Source organism: Micromonospora sp. RL09-050-HVF-A, from assembly GCF_019374995.1.
GTDB lineage: Bacteria > Actinomycetota > Actinomycetes > Mycobacteriales > Micromonosporaceae > Micromonospora > Micromonospora antibiotica.
Genome location: NZ_JAGKQP010000002.1, coordinates 1,268,737 through 1,287,470 on the forward strand (window position 1 = coordinate 1,268,737; position 18,734 = coordinate 1,287,470).

The 18,734-nt window shown below is 74.9% G+C and carries 20 protein-coding genes; 16 read left to right on the forward strand and 4 right to left on the reverse strand.

Translation table 11 applies throughout. The annotated features are described in order from the left end of the window. Nucleotides 1-104 precede the first annotated feature (104 nt). From J7462_RS05900 to J7462_RS05915, 4 genes are all read left to right on the forward strand, one after another. A complete protein-coding gene (locus J7462_RS05900) occupies nucleotides 105-911 on the forward strand; it encodes a DUF3153 domain-containing protein (protein WP_255597598.1) in 807 nt (268 codons plus the stop codon). Nucleotides 912-1,011: 100 nt separating this feature from the next. Further along, nucleotides 1,012-1,356 carry a hypothetical protein gene (locus tag J7462_RS05905; protein WP_219462471.1) on the forward strand — a complete coding sequence of 115 codons (345 nt, stop codon included), beginning with the start codon at nucleotides 1,012-1,014 and terminating at the stop codon, nucleotides 1,354-1,356. 13 nt (nucleotides 1,357-1,369) lie between these two features. Continuing rightward, a complete protein-coding gene (locus J7462_RS05910; protein ID WP_219462473.1) occupies nucleotides 1,370-1,978 on the forward strand; it encodes a glycine zipper family protein in 609 nt (202 codons plus the stop codon). Next, nucleotides 1,975-2,667: a carboxypeptidase-like regulatory domain-containing protein gene (locus J7462_RS05915; RefSeq protein ID WP_219462474.1), complete on the forward strand. Its 693-nt coding sequence runs from the start codon at nucleotides 1,975-1,977 to the stop codon at nucleotides 2,665-2,667. Before J7462_RS05910 ends, J7462_RS05915 begins: the two co-directional genes overlap by 4 nt. A gap of 54 nt (nucleotides 2,668-2,721) precedes the next feature. Here J7462_RS05915 and J7462_RS31865 read toward each other — a convergent pair whose 3' ends face one another. Beyond that, entirely contained in the window at nucleotides 2,722-3,180 is a 459-nt protein-coding gene (locus tag J7462_RS31865; protein WP_255597599.1) for a hypothetical protein, read from the reverse strand. Between the two features lie 312 nt (nucleotides 3,181-3,492). Here J7462_RS31865 and J7462_RS31870 point away from each other — a divergent pair, with 312 nt between their 5' ends. From J7462_RS31870 to J7462_RS05975, 12 genes are all read left to right on the forward strand, one after another. Next, nucleotides 3,493-3,960 carry a phage tail sheath C-terminal domain-containing protein gene (locus J7462_RS31870; RefSeq protein ID WP_255598217.1) on the forward strand — a complete coding sequence of 156 codons (468 nt, stop codon included), beginning with the start codon at nucleotides 3,493-3,495 and terminating at the stop codon, nucleotides 3,958-3,960. Nucleotide 3,961: 1 nt separating this feature from the next. Continuing rightward, nucleotides 3,962-4,444 carry a phage tail protein gene (locus J7462_RS05925; RefSeq protein ID WP_208566540.1) on the forward strand — a complete coding sequence of 161 codons (483 nt, stop codon included), beginning with the start codon at nucleotides 3,962-3,964 and terminating at the stop codon, nucleotides 4,442-4,444. A 1,035-nt stretch (nucleotides 4,445-5,479) separates the two neighbouring features. Next, nucleotides 5,480-6,259, forward strand: a complete 780-nt coding sequence (locus J7462_RS05930; RefSeq protein WP_219462476.1) for a hypothetical protein — start codon at nucleotides 5,480-5,482, stop codon at nucleotides 6,257-6,259. After that, a complete protein-coding gene (locus J7462_RS05935; RefSeq protein ID WP_219470035.1) occupies nucleotides 6,259-7,134 on the forward strand; it encodes a hypothetical protein in 876 nt (291 codons plus the stop codon). The genes J7462_RS05930 and J7462_RS05935 overlap by 1 nt, the downstream gene beginning before the upstream one ends. After that, a complete protein-coding gene (locus J7462_RS05940) occupies nucleotides 7,131-8,717 on the forward strand; it encodes a phage baseplate assembly protein V (protein WP_219462479.1) in 1,587 nt (528 codons plus the stop codon). Before J7462_RS05935 ends, J7462_RS05940 begins: the two co-directional genes overlap by 4 nt. Continuing rightward, the gene (locus J7462_RS05945) at nucleotides 8,717-9,055 is read left to right on the forward strand and encodes a hypothetical protein (RefSeq protein WP_219462480.1); all 339 of its coding nucleotides are present in this window, start codon (nucleotides 8,717-8,719) and stop codon (nucleotides 9,053-9,055) included. The genes J7462_RS05940 and J7462_RS05945 overlap by 1 nt, the downstream gene beginning before the upstream one ends. Beyond that, entirely contained in the window at nucleotides 9,052-9,558 is a 507-nt protein-coding gene (locus J7462_RS05950) for a GPW/gp25 family protein (protein ID WP_308290773.1), read from the forward strand. The genes J7462_RS05945 and J7462_RS05950 overlap by 4 nt, the downstream gene beginning before the upstream one ends. Beyond that, a complete protein-coding gene (locus J7462_RS05955) occupies nucleotides 9,555-12,164 on the forward strand; it encodes a putative baseplate assembly protein (protein WP_219462482.1) in 2,610 nt (869 codons plus the stop codon). Before J7462_RS05950 ends, J7462_RS05955 begins: the two co-directional genes overlap by 4 nt. Continuing rightward, nucleotides 12,145-12,834 (forward strand): phage tail protein, encoded by a 690-nt coding sequence (locus J7462_RS05960; RefSeq protein ID WP_219462484.1) that lies wholly within the window; start codon nucleotides 12,145-12,147, stop codon nucleotides 12,832-12,834. Before J7462_RS05955 ends, J7462_RS05960 begins: the two co-directional genes overlap by 20 nt. Continuing rightward, nucleotides 12,831-13,760, forward strand: a complete 930-nt coding sequence (locus tag J7462_RS05965) for a hypothetical protein (RefSeq protein ID WP_219462486.1) — start codon at nucleotides 12,831-12,833, stop codon at nucleotides 13,758-13,760. The genes J7462_RS05960 and J7462_RS05965 overlap by 4 nt, the downstream gene beginning before the upstream one ends. Then, the gene (locus J7462_RS05970) at nucleotides 13,757-14,212 is read left to right on the forward strand and encodes a hypothetical protein (protein ID WP_219462488.1); all 456 of its coding nucleotides are present in this window, start codon (nucleotides 13,757-13,759) and stop codon (nucleotides 14,210-14,212) included. Before J7462_RS05965 ends, J7462_RS05970 begins: the two co-directional genes overlap by 4 nt. Nucleotides 14,213-14,336: 124 nt before the next feature. Then, nucleotides 14,337-15,086 carry a hypothetical protein gene (locus J7462_RS05975; RefSeq protein WP_219462490.1) on the forward strand — a complete coding sequence of 250 codons (750 nt, stop codon included), beginning with the start codon at nucleotides 14,337-14,339 and terminating at the stop codon, nucleotides 15,084-15,086. A gap of 361 nt (nucleotides 15,087-15,447) precedes the next feature. Here the strand turns inward: J7462_RS05975 and J7462_RS05980 are convergent, their stop codons facing one another. Genes J7462_RS05980 through J7462_RS05990 form a run of 3 tightly spaced genes read right to left on the reverse strand, consistent with a single transcriptional unit; the run spans nucleotide 15,448 to nucleotide 18,598 of the window. Then, nucleotides 15,448-16,272 (reverse strand): sugar phosphate isomerase/epimerase family protein, encoded by an 825-nt coding sequence (locus tag J7462_RS05980; RefSeq protein ID WP_308290774.1) that lies wholly within the window; start codon nucleotides 16,270-16,272, stop codon nucleotides 15,448-15,450. 26 nt (nucleotides 16,273-16,298) lie between these two features. After that, nucleotides 16,299-17,450 (reverse strand): dihydrodipicolinate synthase family protein, encoded by a 1,152-nt coding sequence (locus J7462_RS05985; protein WP_219462492.1) that lies wholly within the window; start codon nucleotides 17,448-17,450, stop codon nucleotides 16,299-16,301. Beyond that, nucleotides 17,447-18,598: a Gfo/Idh/MocA family protein gene (locus tag J7462_RS05990; RefSeq protein ID WP_208566549.1), complete on the reverse strand. Its 1,152-nt coding sequence runs from the start codon at nucleotides 18,596-18,598 to the stop codon at nucleotides 17,447-17,449. Before J7462_RS05990 ends, J7462_RS05985 begins: the two co-directional genes overlap by 4 nt. Nucleotides 18,599-18,734 lie beyond the last annotated feature (136 nt).

Consider the following 18,734-nt stretch of genomic DNA (forward strand, 5'->3'; position numbering starts at 1 on the left):
ATTTCCGTACTGTCCGAACAGTTGGGCGTTCCGGTAAGATCGGAGACAGGCGGATGACCGATCTAGGACTGCCGACTGTGAAGTGGATCACACACAATGTGACCATGACAACCGGACTCTGGCGCGGCCGGGCGGTACGGGCGGTGGCGTGCCTCGCCCTGGTGGCGTCGCTCGCCGGCTGCATGCAACTCAACCTCGGCCTGACCGTCAACGCCGACGACACCATCGACGGGCAACTCCTGTTGACCGCGGACAGGTCCGTGCTCAGCAACCGCAACAAGAACATCGCGGTGGCCTACGCCGAACTGCGGGAGAACATTCCCAGCCTCCCCGTCGGCGAGGAGACCGTCTACCAGGACGAGCGTTACTACGGCGCGCAGATCACCTATCGGCACACCCCGTTGAAGGATTTCACCAGCGAGAGTGTGAATCTTGTCCGCGACGGTGATCTCTATCGTTTCAGCCTGCCGCTCGATCCCAAGAAATACGGCGGAAAAGTGGCCGAGCAGAATCCACAGAACCAGCAGGCGTTCATGCAGCTGATGTCGTTCGAGATATCCGTGACCTTTCCCGGGCGGGTGATCGACACCAACGGCACCCTCAGCGGGCGCTCGGTCAGCTGGAAGGTCGTGGCCAACCAGCCCAAGCCGGCCGAGCTACGGGCGATCGCCGAGGCCCCGCCCCGGCCGACCCCGTCGGCCACCCCGGTCGCCGCCGCCGGCGACGACGACCCGGGTTCCTTCCCCTGGCTGCTGGTGGCCGGTGCGGTCCTGCTCCTGCTGCTGGCCGGTGGGGTGGTCACCGTGCTGCTGCGCCGCCGCGCCCGTGCCACCACCGTCCCGTCCACCCCGCCGGGCCCGACCGGCACCACGGGCGGGGCCGCACCGACCGATCGTCCGGGGCCGGTCTGACCCCGGCGCACCACCACGGCACCCGGGCGGCCCGCCCCACCGGCCGTCGCACCTCACCACCCGCACCTACCCTCCCCGCACCACTCGAAGGGAGATCGCCGTGAACGATCTCTTCACCTGGGCCGCTCTCGGCAGTGTGGCCGGCGCCAGCGCCGCCACCCTGCTCACCGCCAACGTCGTCGGCGGACTGATCGGCCCGAACAGCGACAAGGCCCGCAAGTGGATCGCCCTGGGCGTCGCGCTGACCCTGTCGTACGCCACCGCGGCGTTCGCCACCGGGGCCGGCGGCGAGAAGTGGCTGATCGCGTTCTTCAACGGCCTGGTCATCTTCTCCGCCGCGCTGGGCGTCAACCAGCTGCCGCCCGGCAACCGGCAGCCGACCCAGGCGTCGGCCGGCCAGCTCGCCCAGGGGCGCGAGCCCCGCTTCGTCCGTTCCTGGGTCTGAGCGGAGGCGCGTCATGATCTTCGGAATCGTCAGCGCCGCCGTCCACGTCCTGTGCGGGGCGACGCTCGGGGTCCTCACCGGCGGACCGGTCGGCCTGCTCGTCGGGGCGGTCGTCGGCCTGCTCGTCGGCGTCCCGTTCGGCTGGTCGGTCGCCGCCGCCCGGGTGTACGGCCCGGACGCCCGGGGCGTGCTGCTCTTCGTCGTCGACCACACCTGGAGCTTGCCGAACACCGCCGTCGGGGCGCTCTACCTCGCCCTGCACCTGGTCTTCGGCCACTCGCTGGACCGGCCCACCTCGCAGCACAGCTGCCGGGTCAACCTGGTCGAGGGGGTGTCCCCGCGCTACGCCACCACCATCGGCACCGTCTGCGCCGGGTCCGGCCCCGGCATCCAACGCCACGAGGACGTGCACATCTTCCAGGCCCGGCTGCTCGGGCCGCTCTACCTGCCGCTGGTCGTCGGAAACTACGTCCTGTTCACCGTCGCCCCGGTGTGGCTGCTCTGGCACGACCACACCAACGCCCCGATCAACCGGTTCACCCGGTACTTCGAGATCGGCGTCTACCCGCACGTGTGGAACGAGGCCATCGCGTACCGCATCCAGGGGACGCCGCCGCGATGACCGGCGACGGGCGGGGACCGGTCGAGGCGGCCACCGCCGCGCTGGCGGCCTGGCTGGCCGGGGTGGCCGGCGAGGACGTCCCGATCGGCCCGCCCACCGACGGCGGCACCGGGTTGACCCTGTGGCCGCTGGCCCTGCGGCCGGCCCGGCAGACCCGGGGCACCGGCACCCGGGAACCGTACCGGTTCACGATCCGCTACCTGGTCAGCGCCGCCGGTCCGACGGCGCTGGCCGGGTTGGACCGGGTCCTGACCGCCGCCGCCGAGGCGGGCGAACCGGAACTGGTCCTGGAGGCCGGCGACCCGGCGCTGTGGGTGACCCTGGGCGTCACCCCCCGCCCGGCGCTGCTGGTCGACGTGCCGGCCCAGGTGACAGCCGCGTCGCCGGTCGCACCACCGGTGCTGCACCCGCTGCGGTTGCACCGGCTGGCCCTGCGGGACCTGGCCGGCCGGGTGGTCGGCCCGCAGCAGCAGCCGTTGGCGGCGCTGCGGGTGGAACTGGTCGGCACCCCGTACGCCACCCACACCGACGCGGGCGGTCGGTTCCGGATCGCCGGGGTCCCGCACGACCCGGAGCACCCCGGACGACCGGTCCGGCTGCGCCTGGTCGGCCGGGGCCGCACCCTCACCGCCGAGGTCGACCCGGCCGACGCGGACCTCGTCATCGTCTGCGAACCCCCGGCCCGCTGACCCGGACCGCCCGCGTACAGGAGGACCGATGCCCCAATACTTCTCCCCCGGCATCTATGTCGAGGAGGTACCCAGCGGCGCCCGGCCGATCGGGCCGGTCGGCATGGCCACCGCCGCGTTCGTCGGGGTCGCGCCGAACCGCACGGCCCACGTCGACCGGGCGCTGGCGGTCAACAGCTGGTCGGAGTTCCTGCGCCTGTACGCCGACGGCGACGACCTGGAGAGCACCCCGCTGGCCCGCGCGGTCTTCGGCTTCCTCGACAACGGCGGCAGCCGCTGCTGGGTGGTCAACGTCGGCGCGGGCGGCCAGCTCACCGGCTCCGGACAGCGTCGCACCGGGCTGCAACTGGTGGAGGCGATCGACGAGGTGGCCATCCTCGCCGCGCCCGGCTTCCACGACCCGGTGTCGCACGACGCGCTGCTGAGCATGGCCGAGCGGCTGCGCACCATGGTGGCGATCTGCGACCCGCCGCCCGGCATCGAGGACATCTCGACGCTGACCCGGGTGGCCACCCCCGGCCCTCGCCCCACCACCGGCAAACCCACCGACGGCAAACCCGCCGACGGCAAACCCGCCGACGGCAGGAGTGGTGACGCGGCGACGTCGGGCGACGGGCCGGCCGGAACCGCCCACCGGGCCCGGCAGTCCGACTACGGCGCGTTCTACTTCCCCTGGCTGCGGGTGCGTGACCCGCTCACCGGCGAGCTGGTGCTCACCCCGCCGAGCGGGCACATGGCGGGCATCTGGGCCCGCACCGACGGGTTGCGCGGCGTCCACAAGGCCCCGCCAACGAGCCGGTACGCGGCGCCGTCGACCTGGAGTACCTGGTCACCCGCTCGGAACACGACGTGCTCAACCCCAAGGGGGTCAACGTCATCAGGTACTTCGCCGGGGAGGGCATCCGGGTGTGGGGGGCCCGGACCCTGGCCGCCGAGGCCAGCGAGTGGCGTTACCTCAACGTCCGCCGGCTGTCGATCTCCATCGAGCAGGCCATCGCCAACGGCACCCGGTGGATGGTGTTCGAGCCCAACGACTACTCGCTGTGGCGGTCCATCCGCCGCGACATCGGCGCGTTCCTGACCCGGGTGTGGCGTGACGGGGCGCTGCTGGGGCGTACCCCGGAGGAGGCGTTCTTCGTCAAGTGCGACGAGGAGACCAACCCGGTCGACGTCCGCGACGCCGGGATGGTGGTCGCGCACATCGGCATCGCGGTGGTCAAACCGGCGGAGTTCGTGGTGTTCAAGCTGAGCCAGTGGGCCGGCGGCACCGAGACCGAGACGATCGGAGGCTGACATGCCGACCACGGCCACGCCACAGCCGGGCGCCCCGGTCGACCCGTACCGGGCGTACAACTTCAAACTGCTCATCAACGGCGTCACCAACGGGCACTTCACCGAGGTCAGCGGCCTGGAGCTGACCATCGGCCGGCTGGCCTACCGGGAGGCCGGCAACGACCGGATCCGGTCGGTACCGGGGCAGGTCGACTATGCGCCGGTGACCCTGCACTTCGGACTGACCCCGTCCCGCGAGCTGTGGGACTGGGTGCACAGCGCGGCGACCGGGACGGTGAGCCGCCGCAACGTGTCGGTGGTGCTGCTGGACGCCGCCGGCACCGCCGAGGTGCTGCGCTGGAACCTGATCAACGCGTGGCCGATGCGGTGGCGCGGCGCACACCTGCACACCCTGTCCCAGGAGATCGCCATCGTGGCGCTGACCCTCGCGTACGAGGGGCTGGAACTGGAGGCCGGCGGTGCCACCGCGCCCACGACCGCGTAACTGGCTGGCCGCCCGGCTGCGGGCCGCCGCCGACGCGGTGGACCCGGCCGCCGGCCCGACCGCGCCGGTCCCGGACCCAGCCGGACACTTAGCGGCACCGGCCACGCCGTTCGCCGGTCCGGTGCTCGCCCCGCCCGCACGGCGGTCCGAACCGGTCGATCCGGCAGCGTCCCCACTGCGGCGGCCGGGGCAGCCGCCGGAGCACTGGCTGCGGGTGGTCGCCGCGCACGCCCCCGGCCTGCTGCACGACCTGGTCGGGCCGGGCGACGACCTCCCGCCGGGTCCGCCGCCGACCGCCGGTCCCGGGCAGGCAGCCCTCCCGGGGGTACCCGGGCGGTCCGCCCCGGCAGCCGCCGGGCACCCTGCGCACCCCTCCCGGCCCGGCTCCCCGCCGGTCGACCGGCCACCCGCGCCGACCGGAACCACCGGGCCCGACGACCGCTACGGAACCACCGACCCCTACGGAACCACCGGGCCCGACGCCCCACCGGTCGCAGCCGGCCCGACCGCCCCGCCCGGACGGGGGTCGACCAGCCGGCCACCGGCCGGCCGGGGTGGCGGACCGCGCAGCCGACGCCACGGTCGTACCCGACGGCTCCGGACCGCCGTGAACCTACGGCGACGGCCCGCTCCGGCCGCGCGGGTTCGCTCTGGTCCCGACTGCGCGGGGCGGCCGGGTCCGGCTGGCCCCACCGGTCGGCCAGACCCGGCGTGTCAGGACCGACCGGTCCGGCCGGGGCCGGGCAGCGCCCTGGACCGGGGCCGGCCGGGCGGCCGGCCGCAGCGGGCCCGCCGGTCGTCCCGGCGGGTCCGGGCTTCGCACCGCCGCCCGACGGCCCACCGCAGCCGGGCCCCGGCGGAACCCGGGAAACGGTCCCCAACCGGGCCGACGGGACCCGGTGGGGCGGCCCCGGCGGAGCACCGGGGGCGGGTGCCGCCGCCGCGCCGGAGACGGGTGCCGCCGGGCCGGAGACGGGTACCGCCGAGCCGGTGCCGCCGGGACGCCCCGGGCCGTCAGGTGGCCGACCACCATGGATGGTGGACCCGGGCGGCCCGACGGACACCGGCCCGGGCCGGCGGACGCCCGGCGGCCCGGCCGGTTCCCCGGCGACCGGACCCGGCGCGCGGATCGACGGGCCCGGCGGAAGTACCGGCCCCGTCGGCGGTGACGCCGCCGGTCCCCACCCGGCCGGGCCGTCGGACGGCCGCGCCGCCGCTGCGGCGACCCGGCGCTCGGGCGCGACACCCCCGGTGCTGCGGATCGCCCCCGACCCGACGACCCACCCCGGCGGCGCCCCGCCGGGACGGACGTCCGGACGGGAACCGACCGACCCCACATCCCCCGGCGCGGACGACAGATGGCGGGCCGACGCGGACGACAGATGGCGGGCCGACGCGGACGACAGATGGCGGGCCGGTGGGCGCGGCGGGTGGCGTGCCCGCGCGGATGACGGGTGGCGGCTCGGCGGGACGCCACCGCCGGGGCGGGACGCCGGCAGCGGCCGTCCGCCCCGGTACGCCGACGATCTCCGGCCGGACGACGGGAGCCGCTGGCCGACCGGCGAGCCGACCCCGCCCGACGACCCGTGGCCGGCCCTGCCCGACGAGCCCACCGTCCCGGCCGGCACGGTCTCGGCGACCGGTGCGCGGGACACCTGTCGCAGCGACGGGACGGCGTGGGCGGGCGTACCGGCGGGGGCGGTGGCCGGTCCGTGGCCGGCGCTGCCCGACGACGGCGGATGGCGTACGCCGCTGGTGGCCGGGCTCGACGACGTCCGGTGCGGCCGGCTCGACGCCGAACAGCGGGGGTGGTGATGGAACGGGTGGCGTTCCTGGTCGACGAGTCCGGGGTCCGGATCGACTGCCTGCTCAACCCGCAGACCGTGCAGGTCACCCGGGTCGCCGGGGTACGCCCCCGGGGCAGCGCGGACGGGCAGCTCACCGGCGTCGGGCTGGCCGACGACCCGCTGGTCTTCACCGGCGGCGGGCGCACCGAACTCGTGCTGGACCTGCTCTTCGACACCGACCTGGTGGAGGGACCGACCCCGCCCGAGGACGTCCGGATGCTGACCCGGCCGCTGTGGATGCTGGCCGAGAACTCGGCCGTGGCGCACGGCTGGCAGCGTCCACCGCTGGTCCGGCTGGTCTGGGGCAAGACGTGGAACGTGCCCGGGGTGGTGGTGGCCGTCGCCGAACGGTTCGACGTGTTCACCCGCACCGGCTCACCGCGCCGCTCCTGGCTGCGGTTGAAGCTGCTGCGGGTGGCCGAGTCGGCCGACGAGGCGCAGCAGGGCTTCGCCGAGGAGCTGGCCGCCGCGTCGACCCCCGCCGTCGGGGTGGGACAGGCGGTGGTGGCCACCGGGGACGGCTCGGCCGCCCCCGGCTACTCCGGCGTCCGCTTCGACCTGCTCGCCCACGACGCGCTCGGCTCGCCGCTGCGCTGGCGGCTGCTCGCCGAACACAACCGGATCACCGACCCGTTCGCCGTGCCGGCCGGCACCGCCCTCGCCGTACCCCCGCCGACCGGCACCGGCACCACCACCGGTACCGACCCCACCACCGGCACCGGCGCGGTGGCCGCCCTGGGCCTGCTGACCGGCGCGGGCCTGCTGGCCGGCACGGGACCGTGGCGCGGCGGGGACCTGTTCGCCGGCCCGGGTCCGGCCGGCATCGACGGAGGTGTCCGGTGAGCGCCCGGCCGTCGATCCTCCTCGACGGGGTGCCGCTGGACGGGACACCGGCCCACCGCATCCGGTCGGTACGGGTCGCCGCCCGGCTCGACCAGCCCACCCAGTGCGAGGTGGTGTACGCGGCCGACCCCGGCCCGGTCGCGCGGGGTCCCGGCCCCGGCCCGGTGGTGCCGACCGGCGCCACCCTCGACGTCCGGCTCGCCGGGGAACGGCTGTTCACCGGCGAGGTCACCTGCGTCGAGGTGGAGTACGCCGCCGACGGCACCGCCCTGTTCCGGTTGCGCGGCTACGACCTGCTGCACCGGCTGCGCAAGCGGCAGCAGCTGCGGGTCTTCGAGGCGGTCACCGCCGCCGACCTGGCCCGTGAGCTGTGCGCCGAGGTCGGGCTCGACGTCGACGCCGACGCCGACGGGCCGCGCCTGGAGCGGCTGCTCCAACACCGGCACAGCGACCTGGAGCTGCTGCTGGAGGTGGCCGGCCGGGCCGGCCTGCACCTGGCCGCCGACGGCGACCGGGTCCGCCTGGTCACCCTGGACGGGCACGGTGAGCCGCTGCCGTTGGCGCTGGGCCGGTCGCTGCACTCGGTGCGGTTGGCCACCAACCTGGACCGGGCCGCCGGGGGCAGCGCCGCCCTGGGCTGGCACCCGCAGCGGGCCGAGCCGCTCGGTCAGCAGGTCGACACCGCGCGGACCGGTCGACGGGTGCCGCTGCGGCCCGACCCGGCGGTGGTCGGCGCGGACGGCGTACGGACCCTGGTGGACCAGCCCGGTCGCAGCGACGACGAGTTGGCCGCGCTCGCCCAGGCCGGGCTGGACGCCCGGGTCGCCGCACTGGTCACCGCCGAGGGGGTGGCCGAGGGGGACCCGGCGTTGCGACCCGGTCGGCGGATCACGCTGACCGGGGTGGCCGAGGAGTTGTCCGGGGCGTACGTGCTCACCGAGGTGGTGCACACCATCGACGGCGCCGGCCACCGCACCTGGTTCTCCACCGCCCCGCCGCCCTCCCCGACGCGCGTCCCGGCCGGCGGGGCGGTGGTCACCCTCGGTGTCGTCACCTCCGTCGACGACCCGGACCAGCGCGGCCGGGTACGGGTGCGGCTGCCCGGCTACGGCGACCTGGACGCGGGCTGGCTGGCGGTGCTGTGTCCGGGGGCCGGACGGGACAAGGGCATCGTGGCGCTGCCCGACCCGGACGACACCGTGCTGCTGGCGTTGCCCGGCGGTGAACCGGTCTCCGGGGTGGTGCTGGGCTCGCTGTTCGGCGTCGTCGCGCCGTACGACACGGGGGTCGCCGACGGGCGCGCGGGCCGCTGGTCGGTGCGGACCGGCAGCGGTCAGACCATCGTGGTCGACGACGCGGCGCGGACGGTGCGGCTGGCCACCGACGCCGGCAGCTTCCTGGAGCTGACCCCCGAGCTGACCACCCTGCACGCCGCGACCGACCTGGTGCTCTCCGCGCCGGGCCGGGCGATGGTGGTACGGGCCCGCAGCGTCGACTTCCTGCACGCCGACACGACCGAGGACGCGGCGACCGCCCGGCAACAGGCCGGCGCGCTGGCCCGCGCCCACTCCGGAGGTGGCTGATGCGGTGGATCCACCTGAACTCGCTGGTCGCCTGCGACCACGACGGCCGGGTCACCAACCGGGCGTCACAGCACTGGTTGGCCGTCGCCGGGGTCCCGGTGCTGGTCGACGCCGACCCCGAGGGGCGCGACATCGTGGCCTGCCCCAACTACGGGCCGACGGTCAAACCCTGCGCGAAGACCCTCGCGGTGCGGGTCGGCTACAGCGACTGGCTGCGGGTCGACGGGCACCGGATCGTGCTGTCGCACCTGGACGGCTTCACCGACGGCACCCCGCCGGGCCTGGTCCACCACACGGTCCACGACCCCCGGCAGCGTCTGGTGGAGGCCGACCGGTGAGGGCGTTGCGGTTCGTCGGGGCCGGCTTCGACGCCGGCCGCACCGGTGGTCTGGCGACGACCGCGACCGGCGGGCTCGCCGTGACCGACGGCGACGAGACGGTACGCCAGGCGTTGTACCTGCTGCTGTCCACCACGCCGGGCGAGCGGCTGATGCGCCCCGGGTACGGCTCACGGCTGCACCGGCTGGTCTTCGCCCCCAACGACGACACCACCGCGGGACTGGCCATCCACTACGTCCGGCAGGCGATCCGCCGGTGGGAACCCCGGGTCGAGGTGATCGACGTGGACGCCGGCCCCGACCCGGACGACCCGTGGCGGCTGGTGATCCGACTGGACTACCGGGTCCGGGCCAGCCTCTCCCCCGGCCAGCTGATCCTCTCCGTCGACCTGCTCCCCGACGACACCGACCCGGCCGGTGGCCCGACCGCCGCCGGGGACCGGGCCGCCCGGCGTCCGGCGTCCGGCACCGACCGCCCTGCCGCCGAGGGGGACCCGTCATGACGCTGCCCGTGCCGCACCTCGACGACCGCACCTTCCTCGATCTGGTCACCGAGGCCCGGGAGCGGATCCGGCAGTCCTGCCCCGGCTGGACCGACCTGTCCGCGCACGATCCGGGCATCGCGCTGGTGGAGGCGTTCGCGCACCTCACCGAAGTGATGATCTTCCGGCTGAACCAGTTGCCGGACAAGGCGTACGTGCAGTTCCTCAACCTGCTCGGGGTGACCCGGCACGCGCCCACGGCGGCCTGGGCCGACGTGCGTCTCGTGCGTACCGGCGGCGACCGGGCGGCGGTGCGGATCCCGGCGGGCACCCGGATCGCGGCGGCCCGGGGCGCGGACCCGAAACCGGTCGTCTTCGTCACCACCGAGCCGGCGCTGCTGCCCGAGGGGGCCGCCGAGGTGACCGTGCGCACCCACCACTGCGACATCGTCGACGCGGAACTGCTCGGCGTCGGCACCGGCCAGCCGGGGCAGGTGCTGCGGGCCGCCCGGGCGCCGTTGGCGCGCACCGCCGAGGCGTGGGACCTGCTGCTCGGGGTGGAGGTGGCGGCCGGCGCGGTGGAGTTGGGTGCGGCGGCCCGGGAGCACGAGGGCACCCCGTACGAGCTGTGGCGGCCGGTGGACAGCTTCGCCGGGGTCGGCCCGCAGGCCCGGGTCTACCTGGTGGACCGCTGCTCCGGGGTGGTCACCTTCGCCCCGGCGCTGGACCTGCGCCCGGCCGGTGACGGGCCGGCCGGCGGGCCGGTGACGGTCGCGGCGGTGCCGCCGGCCGGCGCCCGGATCCGACTCTGGTACCGGGCCGGCGGTGGCCGGGCCGGCAACGTCGCCGCCGGCACCCTGACCAACCTGCGGGACCCCCTGCCCGGGGTACGCGCGGAGAACCCCGGGCCGGCCAGCGGCGGGCGGGACCTGGAGACGCTCGACTCGGCGCTGGTCCGGGGCCCGTACGAGTTCTTCGCCCAGCAACGCGCGGTCACCGCCCGGGACTTCGAGATCCTCGCCGCCGGTTCCGGCGGGGTGTCCCGGGCCCGGGCGTTCACCCGGTCGGCGGTGTACAGCTTCGCCCGCCCCGGCGAGGTCGAGGTGGTGCTGGTGCCGTACGTGCCGGACGAGGCCCGACCGGGTGGCCGGCTGCCGGTGTCGGTGCTGCGCGCGCACGAGGTGGAGGAGTCCCGCCGCCGGGTGGAGGCGGACCTGGACCGGCGGCGGGCGTTGGGCACCAGTTGCCGGGCCGGCTGGGCCCGCTACAAGGCGGTGTCGATCCGGGCCCGGGTGGTGGTCCGCCGGGAGGAGGACGCGGAGGCGGTCCGCCGGCGTATCCACGACCGGCTGCACCAGACGCTCAGCCCACTGCCCACCGGGCTCAATCCGACCGGTTGGGCGTTCGGCGAACCGCTGCGCGCCTCCAACGTGTACCGGATGCTGGAGCACGCCGAGCCGGGGGTGCGCTACGTCGAGTCGGTCCGGTTCGTGGTGGACGAGGCCCCCGACGCGCAGGTCCGTGCCCTCGCCGTCGACCAGTACCAGGCCCGCACCTGGTACGCCGGCCGGGGACCGGTGCTGTTCCGCTCGTCCAACGCCGGGGTCGGCTGGGAGCCGGCCGGCCGGTTCGACGACGACGAGACGGTCGTGCGGGTCGGCCCCGCCCCGGCCCCGGTACGTCCCGGCGTGGTGGCCCGTCCCGGCTCAGTGGCGGTGGTCACCACCCGGGCGGCGGGTGGGTCCCGGGTGCACCTGAGCACCGACCTCGGCGAGACCTGGTCGCCGCTGACCGGTCTGGACTCGCGGATAACCGACCTGGCCTGGATCGACCGGGACGGTGCGGGCGCGCTGCTGCTGGCCACCGACACCGGCCTGTACGAGGTGTCGCTGCTGCCCGGGGCGGTGCCGTTGCAGATCCTGGTCGACCCGGCCGACGCCGACCGGGGCTTCTACGCCGTCCGATCCTTCGTCTCCGAGCGGGGTGCGCCGGGGGTGGCGGTCGCCGCACAGGCCAGCTTCGGGGTCTACCTGTCCACCGCCGGTGGCCGCCCCGGCAGCTTCACCCACGTCGGGCTGGCCAACGTGGACAACCGCGTCCTCGCCGTGCAGTACGACGGCCCGGCCACCCTGCTGTGGGCCGGCGCGGGCGAGCCGGACCCGAAGAAGCCGGGCCAGGGCTGCCACCGCACCCGGCTGTTCGAATCCGACGTGAAGTGGCAGCAGGTGCAGGCCGGTTGGGTCGGCGGCACCTGCCGGGACCTCGCCTTCGTCGGCACCCTGGCGGTCGCCGCCACGCAGAGCGGCGGGGTGGTCCGGCTGGACACCCTGGCCGCGCAGGCGCAGTGGCAACCGGTGACGGTCAACTGCGGCCTGCCGCTGCGGGACCGCACCCGGTTCGTGCCGGTGGACGCGATCGCGGGCAGCGCCGCCGGGCCGGGCGGCACCGGACGGCTGATCCTCGCCGGTGGCGAACGCGGGGTGCACCGCAGCACCGACGCCGTCGACTGGACGGCCAGCGCCAACCAGGCCACCGCCGACGTGGTGACCGTCCCCGACACCTGGCTGCTCTGCTCCGGCGAGCACGACATCGAGGTGGTGGGCCACGATGCGCCGGGCGGCGATTGAGCGGCTGCTGCCGGCGGCCTACCAGCGGGCCGCCGGACCGGGCAGTGTGCTGGGCGCCCTGCTGGACGTGATGGAGGCGCTGCACGCCCCGGACGAGGCGCTGCTCGCCGAGGTGGACGCGCTGTTCGCCCCGTACCGCACGCCGGACGGGTTCGCCGGTTACCTGACCCGCTGGGTGGCGATGGACCACGTGCTCGGTCCACCCCGACCGGACGCCCCACCGGCGTTGCCCGTCGGGCGGCTGCGGGACCTGGTCGCGCACGGTGCGCTGCTGGCCCGCTGGCGGGGCACCCCGTACGGGATGCGGACCGCGTTGGAGCTGGCCACCGGGGTCACCGGTTTCGTCCTCGACGAACCGGTCGACCGGCCGTTCCACCTGGTGGTCCGGGTGCCGCCGGAGGCAGCCGGACTGCTGACCGTGGTCACCCGGATCGTCGAGGCGGAGAAGCCGGCGGCGGTGACCGCCGAGGTCGTCCTCGCCGACGATCCGCCTGCCGACGCCGAGATCGGGCCCGGTCCGTCCGGTGGCGTGTCCGGGCCTGGTCCGTCCGGTGGTGCGTCCGGCGTCGGCGGCGGGCCGGTGCCGTACGGGCCGGCGGTCGGTCGCGCCACTGTCCCCGCCCCGGGTTCCGTTCCCCCGCCCGGACCGTCGTCTGAGGAGCCGTCATGACCACCGAATGGGCCGTAGTCGCCGCCGCCGGACAGTTCACCCTCGACCCGGCCAACCGGGGCGAGCTGACCTTCACCGTCTCCAACCCGGGAGTCGCGCCGGACACCGTGGTCTTCGACGTCGCACCGGGCGACGGCAGTCAGCGGACCTGGTTCACGGTGGCCGAGCCGCAACGGGTGGTGCCGGGGCAGAACTCGGTGTCGTTCCTGGTCCGCCTGACGGTGCCGGCCGGCACCGCACCCCGGCGGTACGACATGACCGGCTTCGCGTACTCGGCGAACACCGCGCCGGAGGAGAGTTCCCGCTCCAGCGGCCGGGTGACGTACGAGGTCAGGGCGGTCGCCCCGCCGAAGCGGACACCGTGGCCGTGGATCGCGGCGGCGGTGGCGCTGGTGGTGCTGGTCGGCGCGGTGGTCGGTTACCTGCTGACCCGCCCGGACGACGCGCCGGCACCGACCGCACCGCAGGTGGTCGCGGTGGAGGCCGAGGCCCTGCTCCCCGGGGCGAAGACGGAGTCACCGGCGGGGGCCGCGGTGAAGGTGGTCACCCAGCCCGACTGTTGCGGGATCGCCTGGTCCGGTGGCGGGCAGCTGTTCTTCCAGGGGTTGGCGGTGGGTGACCGGGTGAGTCTCACCGTCACCCTGCCGACCGATGCCACCTGGTCGTTCGCCGCTTCCCGGACCACCTCCGCCGACTATGCCAACACCATCTGGCAGCTCGACGGCGTGCAGTTGGGCGGCACCTTCCTCGGCTTCTCGAAGCTGCCGGCGCTGCGGGCCGTCGAGGACGTCGGCACGGTCCGGCTGGGCCGGGGCCCGCACACCCTCACCCTGATCGCCGTCGGCAGGACGCAGGGCACCGAACGGTACTTCGCCGGGGTGGACCTGATCCGGTTCACCGAGCTGCCCGGGGCGGGCACGCCGTGACCGGTCGGCAGAAGCTGCTGCTGGTGACGGTGGCGGTGCTGCTGGTGGCCGCCTTCGTCACCGCGGTCGGGGTGGGCCGCGCCGACCGGGGCGACCCGGCCGACGCCGGTGCACTGGGCTGGCTGGGCCGGCTCGGCGGGGGCGGCAGCGCACTCGACCCGGCGACGGTCCGGGCCGACTGTGACCGTACCGGCGACGTACTGACCTTCGTCGGTGGGTGCGTGCTGCGGGTGGCCGACCCGGGCGCGCTGCGCACCCTGGTCCTGCGCAGCGCGGCGGCCTTCACGGTCGCCGCCCCCGCGCCCGGCGATGCCGACCTGACCGTACGCGACGACGTCACGCCCACCGACGGAGGCGGGGCCGTCGCGAAGATCGCCGTCGACCGGGCCACCGAGGTCGACCTGGGCTGCCCGGGAGGTGCCTCGTGCACGGTCACCATCGCCACCTCGTGACCCGGCACCCGTCCGGGCCCGGAATGGGCCGCAACGAGCTGGACCGGACCGGGACAGCCCACCGGGGTAGGCCGGACCGGCCAGGACTGGACCGGGGCGGTGTCGGAGCGGAGGGAGGCCGGGTGTGGGCGAGTTGCGCAAGCCGTTCCTGCTGTTGGCGCTGCTGGCGGTGGCGCTGGTGGTGGGATTGGAACTGGGGTCGTCGCTGCTCACCGGCGGCGGCGAGGCGGGTGGGGCGCTGCTGACCAGCGCCCGGGACCTGGGCGTGGATGTCGGCGACGTGGGCGGGATCAGTGAGCCCTCCGGGCGGGGCACCGGCTACCTGGCGCTGATCGACATGGTGGCGTTGTGGACGACCGGGCTGTTCTGCCTCAGCCTGGTGCTCTCCGACCGGGTGCAGGGCCGGGTGCAGGGGGTGGCCACCCTGGTCTTCTCGATCCTGCTGCTCCTGGCCTCGCTGGTGCTGCTGGTGATCGCCTTCGTCGAGTTGACGGTGATGGTGTCGCTCTTCCTGGCCGTGCCCTTCGGCACCCTGGCCTACCTGGCGCTGTGGGGGTTCTTCCCGGTCGGCGAGGCCAGCCTGCTGCTCGGTCTGGTGCTGCTGTTGAAACTGGTCTGGGGTGGGCTGCTGCTGCTCGCCCAGCCCCGGTTCCTCCAGAACAAGGGTTTGGTCCTGCTGGTGCTGACCACCCTGGTGTGCACGGTCGTGCTGGAGTTCCTGCACCGGCTGGTGCCGGTGATCCTGGTCAGCATTCTCGACGACGTCGGGGCCCTGGTCTTCGCGGTCGTGGCCATCGTCTGGGGCCTGGTGCTGTTGATCGGCTCCATCCCCGCCATCGTCAAGGCCGTCCGCGTCACCGCCACCGTCCGATGACCCGACCGGTCGGCAGGGGATCGGTCGGCCATCGCCGGTCCGGCGGGGATCGGTCGGCGCGCTGCGGGTCAGTGGGAAAGCCGCCCATCGTGGTGAGCCGGCGGCGGGGCATGGCAAGGCACGGACCGGTATGCCTGTCCGTCATATTCATGCCGCAGAGGCATACCGCTCCCTGAGGGAAACCACCTGCCTTCCACTACTCTGCGTGAAGCCGATTCCCCCCGGCCGAAGCCCAGGCACCTGCACGTCCCAGGCGACCCCGACCGACCACGACCGACCGGCCGGCCGGCGGACCCGGCAGCCAGCATCGTCCGCCACCGTGGCAGGGCGGACGTGCCCACCAGGCACGGCTCCGATCGGGTCAGGACACGTGGGCACGGTAGGCGTCGATGGTCGCGGCGAGGATCTCCGGGCCGGGCCGGGACCAGAGCGCCGCCTGGAACACCTCGACCTCGACCGGCCCGGTGTACCCGGCGGCGTCGACCGCCGCACGCAGCCGGCGCAGCTCCACACAGCCTTCCCCGGGCAGCGCCCGACCGAGCAGTACGCCCTCCGGCAGCGGGGTGACCCAGTCCGCCGCCTGGAACGCGGCGATCCGGGCGCCGGCCCGGGCGATCTGCGCGTACACCGTGTCGTCCCACCACACGTGGTAGGTGTCGACCACCACCCCGACCACCGCCGGGTCGAACCGTTCGGCGATGTCGAGCGCCTGGCCGAGGGTGGCGATCACACACCGGTCGGCGCTGAACATCGGGTGCAGCGGTTCGATGGCCAGCCGTACCCCGGCCGCCGCCGCCTCGTCGGCCAGGGCGGCGACGGCGTCGGCGACCTGCCGGCGGGCCCCGTCGACGTCCCGGCTGCCGGGCGGCAGCCCACCGGAGACCAGCACCAGTTCCCGGCTGCCGAGGGTGGCCGCCTCCTCGATGGCCCGCCGGTTCTCGTCCCACCAGTCCGGGGCGGTGAAGAACCCGCCCCGGCACAGCGAGGTGACGGTCAGCCCGGCGTCCCGGACCAGCCGGGCCGCCCGTTCGACGCCGAATTCCTGGACGGGTTCGCGCCACAGGCCGATGCCGGGCACCCCGGCCGCCGCGCAGCCGGCGACCGCCGCGGCCAGCGGCCAGTGCTGGGCGGTGGCCTGGTTGAACGAGAACCGTTCCAACCCGGCCGCCACGCCACCGCCAGGCACCGCACCACCCCCGGCCGCCGCCCCGGTCACTGGGTCACCCCGGCCACGGTGAAGTACGCCCGCGCCCGCGCGGCGGCCAGCTCCGCGTCGGGCAGCAGGCCGGCGTCGTCGGCGAGGACGAGCAGCCGGGCCAGGTGCGCCGGGGACCGGCCGGACTGCTGCCCGGCCAGCATGGTGAAGTGCTCCTGGTGCCCGGCCAGCCAGGCGAGGAACACGATGCCGGTCTTGTAGAACCAGGTCGGCGCGGCGAACAGGTGCCGGGCCAGCGGCAGGGTCGGGGCGAACACCGCCTCGTACCGGCCCAGGTCACCGGCGTCGAGGGCGGCGAGCGCGGCGGCGGCGGCCGGCGCGATGGCGGCGAAGACGCCGAGCAGCGCGTCGGAGTGCCCCTGCGCGTCGCCCCGGATCAGCTCCGGGTAGTGGAAGTCGTCGCCGGTGTAGAGGCGTATCCCGGCGGGCAGGCGACGGCGCAGTGCGACCTCCCGGTCGGCGTCGAGCAGGGACACCTTGATCCCGTCGACCTTCCCCTGGTGTTGCTTGATCAGGTGCAGCACCGTCTCGGTGGCCTCGTCGAGGTCGGTCGAGCCCCAGTAGCCGGCCAGCGCCGGGTCGAACATGTCGCCCAGCCAGTGCAGCACCACCGGCTGGTCGGCGGCGGTGAGCAGCTCGTCGTACACCCGTAGGTAGTCGTCGGGGCCGGTGGCGGCGGCGGCCAGGTGACGGCTGCACATCAGCACCGGGCGGGCGTCGGCGGCGGTGACGTCGGCGAGTTGCTCGGCGTACGCCCGGATCACCTGGGGCACCGTGGCCGGGCCGGGTGGGAGCTGGTCGGTGGCGACCCCGGCGACGATCCGGCCGCCGACCGCGCGGGCCTCGGCGGCGCTGCGCCGGATCAGCTCCCGGGTGGCCGGGTGGTCCAGGCCCGCGCCGCGCTGTGCGGTGTCCATCGCCTCGGCCACCCCCAGCCCGTACGACCAGAGGTGGTGCCGGAAGGCGAGGGTGCGGTCCCAGTCGACGGCGGCCGGGGCGCCCGGCACGTTCTCCGCGCGCGGGTCGGCGACGACGTGCGCCGCGGCGTACGCCACCCGGCTGGTGGACGGGCCGGTGGGCCGGGCGTGGCCCGTGCCCCCGCGCAGCCGGTGGGTGCCGCCGTCGGGCAGCCGGACGGTGGCGGTCACCGGGACAGCTCCGGCACCTCGACGCGGCGGCCCTCCCGCGCGGAGCGCAGCCCCAGCTCGGCCAGTTGCACCCCGCGCGCCCCGGCCAGGAAGTCCCAGGCGAACGGGGATCCGGTGACGACGTGCCGCAGGAACGCCTCCCACTGCACCTTGAACCCGTTGTCGAACTCCTCGTTGTCGGGCACCTCGGTCCACTGGGCGCGGAAGTCCTCGGTGGCGGGCAGGTCGGGGTTCCACACCGGTTTGGGGGTGACCGCCCGGTGCTGGACCCGGCAGCGGCGCAGCCCGGCGACGGCGCTGCCCTCGGTGCCGTCGACGTGGAACTCGACCAGTTCGTCGCGGTGCACCCGGGTGGCCCAGGACGAGTTGAGCGCGGCGACGATCCCGCCGTCGAGTTCGAAGATCCCGTAGGCCGCGTCGTCGGCGGTGGCGGGGTAGGGGCGGCCGGCCTCGTCGACGCGCTCGGGGATGTGGGTGGCGGCGAGGCAGGTGACCGCGCGGACCGGGGCGAACAGCTCCTCCAGCACGTACTGCCAGTGCGGGAACATGTCCATCACGATGCCGCCGCCGTCCTCGGTGCGGTAGTTCCACGAGGGCCGCTGGGCGGGTTGCCAGTCACCCTCGAACACCCAGTAGCCGAACTCGCCGCGGATGGACAGGATGCGGCCGAAGAAACCGCCGTCGATCAGCCGGCGGAGCTTGCGCAGCCCGGGGAGGAAGAGTTTGTCCTGCACGACGCCGGTGCGGATGCCCGCGGCGTCGGCGGCCCGGACCAGTTCGAGCGCGGCGGCGCTGGACTCGGCGAGGGGCTTCTCGGTGTAGATGTGCTTGCCGGCCTCGATGGCCTGTCGGATCGCCTTCTCCCGTTGCTGGGTCACCTGGGCGTCGAAGTAGATCTCCGCGTCGTCGCGGGCGAGGGCGGCGGCGAGGTCGGTGGTCCAGTCGGTGAGGCCGTGCCGTTGCGCGACCGCCTGCAGGCGGGTCTCGTCCCGGCCGACCAGGATCGGCTCGGGCCAGATCCGGGTGCCGTCGCCCAGCGGCAGTCCACCCTGCTCACGGATCGCGAGCAGGGAACGGACGAGGTGCTGGCGGTAGCCCATCCGACCGGTGACGCCGTTGACGATGATGCCGATCGACCTTCGGGTCATGGGTCGTCCTTCCCCTGTGCACGGTACATAGGTAAGCGCTTTCCTAGCAGCCTAGGTGGCGGCCCGACCACGGGCAAGGGCCCGCCCCGACCGTTGCGGTAACCTGTCCGCTACCGCGCGGCCCGGATCGGGTCCG